The 4,024-nt window shown below is 52.4% G+C and carries 2 rRNA genes; both read right to left on the bottom strand.

Features of this window, described 5'->3' with window-relative positions:
* Positions 1–366: 366 nt before the first annotated feature.
* Positions 367–481, bottom strand: a 5S ribosomal RNA gene (gene rrf, locus BGP85_RS00035).
* A gap of 234 nt (positions 482–715) precedes the next feature.
* A 23S ribosomal RNA gene (locus BGP85_RS00030) occupies positions 716–3,511 on the bottom strand.
* Between the last annotated feature and the right edge of the window lie 513 nt (positions 3,512–4,024).

Genomic DNA, 4,024 nt, shown 5'->3' with positions numbered 1-4,024 from the left:
TTATGAGCCTGACGAGCTACCGGGCTGCTCCACCCCGCGTTACCAGCGACAAGTTCGCAGAACTTGTCGCGACAGAGCAAACTCGAGGAGTTTGCGTATACAGGTTTTTGCGTTAGCAAAATACCGATTGCGATAAATCCCCATGGGATTTATCGGGACAGCATCACAGGGAAGCTGTGATGCCTGGTGCGGGAGCAAATTGCCGAAGGCGATTTGCTCCTGTAAGGAACGCACCCTTATTGGGTGAGCGATTTGTTCTGGCGCATTGTGCGCTGGATCATGATAGCACAAAGGCCGCTTATGCGGCCTTTTGATTTGGGCGATTTGCCCGTTTTGTGATGAGAAGATTTGTGTTGCGTTTTGCAGACCTGGCAGCGACCTACTCTCCCGCGTCTTGAGACGAAGTACCATTGGCGCTGGGGCGTTTCACGGCCGTGTTCGGAATGGGAACGGGTGCAGCCGCCCCGCGATAACCACCAGGTCGGCAAAACGCAACAACGAAAGTTGTTTTCGAGAAGCTGGGTGGCGATGCCACTTTTTAATTACACGTCTTTCCGTGACTGATCCGTATTCTGCCCTGCTCGAGGTCGAGCGTGGCAGCCATACAGGACGCCAGTCCGTCGCGCCTTATGGCGCGCGCCGTCCGCAGGGCCTTTGGCCCGTGAGGACAGAACAGATGTCATCGAACTTTGTTCGATGAACATATTCAATGGGAACGAAGAAGTCGATCGAGCTATTAGTAACGGTAAGCTTCACACATTGCTGTGCTTCCACACCCGTCCTATCAACGTGGTCGTCTTCCACGGCTCTGATAGGGAACACTCGTTTTCAGGTTGGTTTCCCGCTTAGATGCCTTCAGCGGTTATCCATTCCGTATATAGCTACTCTGCTATGCCCTTGGCAGGACAACAGATCCACCAGAGATACGTCCATCCCGGTCCTCTCGTACTAGGGACAGATCCTGTCAATATTCCTACACCCACGGCAGATAGGGACCGAACTGTCTCACGACGTTCTGAACCCAACTCACGTACCGCTTTAAATGGCGAACAGCCATACCCTTGGGACCTGCTCCAGCCCCAGGATGCGATGAGTCGACATCGAGGTGCCAAACAACCCCGTCGATATGGACTCTTGGGGGTCATCAGCCTGTTATCCCCGGCGTACCTTTTATCCGTTGAGCGATGGCCCTTCCACACGGGACCACCGGATCACTATGACCGACTTTCGTCTCTGCTCGACTTGTCAGTCTCGCAGTCAGGCTAGCTTATGCCATTGCACTCGACGACCGATTTCCGACCGGTCTGAGCTAACCATCGCGCGCCTCCGTTACTCTTTCGGAGGCGACCGCCCCAGTCAAACTACCCACCATACACTGTCCCGGATCCGGATAACGGACCGCGGTTAGACATCCACGAAGATAAGGGTGGTATTTCAAGGATGGCTCCACAAAGACTGGCGTCCCTGCTTCAAAGCCTACCACCTATCCTACACATGCCTTGGCGAATGCCAGTGTAAAGCTATAGTAAAGGTGCACGGGGTCTTTCCGTCTGACCGCAGGAACCCCGCATCTTCACGGGGAATTCAATTTCACTGAGTCTATGTTGGAGACAGCGGGGAAGTCGTTACGCCATTCGTGCAGGTCGGAACTTACCCGACAAGGAATTTCGCTACCTTAGGACCGTTATAGTTACGGCCGCCGTTTACTGGGGCTTCAGTTCAGAGCTTGCACCCCTCCCTTTAACCTTCCAGCACCGGGCAGGCGTCAGACCCTATACGTCGTATTGCTACTTCGCAGAGCCCTGTGTTTTTGATAAACAGTCGCTACCCCCTGGTCTGTGCCACCCCATCATACTTGCGTACAAAAGGGTCACGCTTCTTCCGAAGTTACGCGTGCAATTTGCCGAGTTCCTTCAACATAGTTCTCTCAAGCGCCTTGGTATACTCTACCTGACCACCTGTGTCGGTTTCGGGTACGGTCTATACGGTGGAGCTATTTCCTGGAACCTCTTCGCCGCCCAACCAATCCAATAAGGTTGAACAACACACGAGATCCGTCACTACCACCAGGCCCACGAATATTAACGTGGTTCCCATCGACTACGCGTGTCCGCCTCGTCTTAGGGGCCGGCTAACCCTGCTCAGATTAACTTTAAGCAGGAACCCTTGGTCTTTCGGCGAGGGAGTCTCTCACTCCCTTTATCGTTACTCATGTCAACATTCGCACTTCCGATATCTCCAGGGCCCCTCACAGGTACCCCTTCACAGACTTACGGAACGCTCCGCTACCACTTGCATTGCTGCAAATCCTCAGCTTCGGTGCATGGCTTTAGCCCCGTTACATTTTCGGCGCAAAGACCCTTATTTAGACCAGTGAGCTGTTACGCTTTCTTTAAATGATGGCTGCTTCTAAGCCAACATCCTGGTTGTTTTGGGATCCTCACATCCTTTCCCACTTAGCCATGACTTGGGGACCTTAGCTGGAGGTCAGGGTTGTTGCCCTTTTCACGACGGACGTTAGCACCCGCCGTGTGTCTGCCGACTAGTACTCCTCGGTATTCGGAGTTTGGTTAGGATCAGTAAGACGGTGAGTCCCCATAGCCCATCCAGTGCTCTACCCCCGAGGGTATTCGGTCGACGCTCTACCTAAATAGATTTCGCGGAGAACCAGCTATTTCCGAGTTTGATTGGCCTTTCACCCCTAGCCACAAGTCATCCCGAACTATTGCAACAGTTATGGGTTCGGCCCTCCAGTTGGTGTTACCCAACCTTCAGCCTGCTCATGGCTAGATCACTCGGTTTCGGGTCTAATGCAACTAACTCAATCGCCCTATTCAGACTCGCTTTCGCTGCGCCTACACCTACCGGCTTAAGCTTGCTAGTTACACTAAGTCGTTGACCCATTATACAAAAGGTACGCCGTCACCCTTGCGGGCTCCGACTGTTTGTAGGCATCCGGTTTCAGGTTCTATTTCACTCCCCTCGTCGGGGTGCTTTTCACCTTTCCCTCACGGTACTTGTTCGCTATCGGTCATGCACGAGTACTTAGGCTTGGAGAGTGGTCTCCCCATGTTCAGACAGGATTTCACGTGTCCCGCCCTACTCAAGGACAATGACTGTTCTACGCGTAAGGGGCTATCACCCTCTATGGCCGACCTTTCCAGATCGTTCCGCTTTATTCATCATTGCCACTGGCCTGGTCCGCGTTCGCTCGCCACTACTTGCGGAGTCTCGGTTGATGTCCTTTCCTGCAGGTACTTAGATGTTTCAGTTCCCTGCGTTCGCTTCTTACCCCTATGTATTCGAAAGTAAGATACCTTATCACAATGCTTGGAAACCCAAGCCGTCGAAGACGGTTTGGATTTTCCAAGCATTTAAGGTGGGTTGCCCCATTCGGAGATCCATGGATCAAAGCTTATTCGCAGCTCCCCACGGCTTTTCGCAGCGTATCACGTCCTTCTTCGCCTGTGCATGCCAAGGCATCCACCAAATGCCCTTAATTCACTTCTTCGTTCTCATTGTCTATGCTCATCATCTGTTGGATTTGGCAGAACCTTTCCTTCTCGCTTGCGCTCAAAGGGGTGCCAAATCGGGCCATCCGGACAAAACTCAATCTGCCGCGAAAGCCATTCCATCCCTAACGATAAAGAGAGGAACAACGGTTACGGTTACCTTTTACAACCGCAACACCAACGATGACATCGACGTGTTCGATACAATCCTCATATGAAGGCACGCCGGTGCACTTCGAGGTCGTATCATTAAGACCAGCTTCTCGAGATATCATCCGGTGATGCGCGGTCAGGCAACACCAATCCAGCATCTTCATCAGAGGAACCGAAGTTCCAACAACAAAAATGCCTCGGACAAGCTTTCCTTCCTACCTCCAATCCCTCCACCAATTCCGGCCGACTAAGCCATCTCATGGTTTCTCTGGGACTGGGCTCGGACGTTTCAAACCACAAGGGCTTAAAACACCTGGAAGCTTCCAGACATATCTTCTCTTCACAATGTATTCAGAACA

The organism is Pseudomonas putida, from assembly GCF_002906855.1.
In the GTDB taxonomy this organism is placed as follows: Bacteria; Pseudomonadota; Gammaproteobacteria; order Pseudomonadales; family Pseudomonadaceae; genus Aquipseudomonas; species Aquipseudomonas putida_N.
Note: the sequence above shows the minus strand (reverse complement) of the source record. Positions and strands in the feature narration are given on the sequence as shown.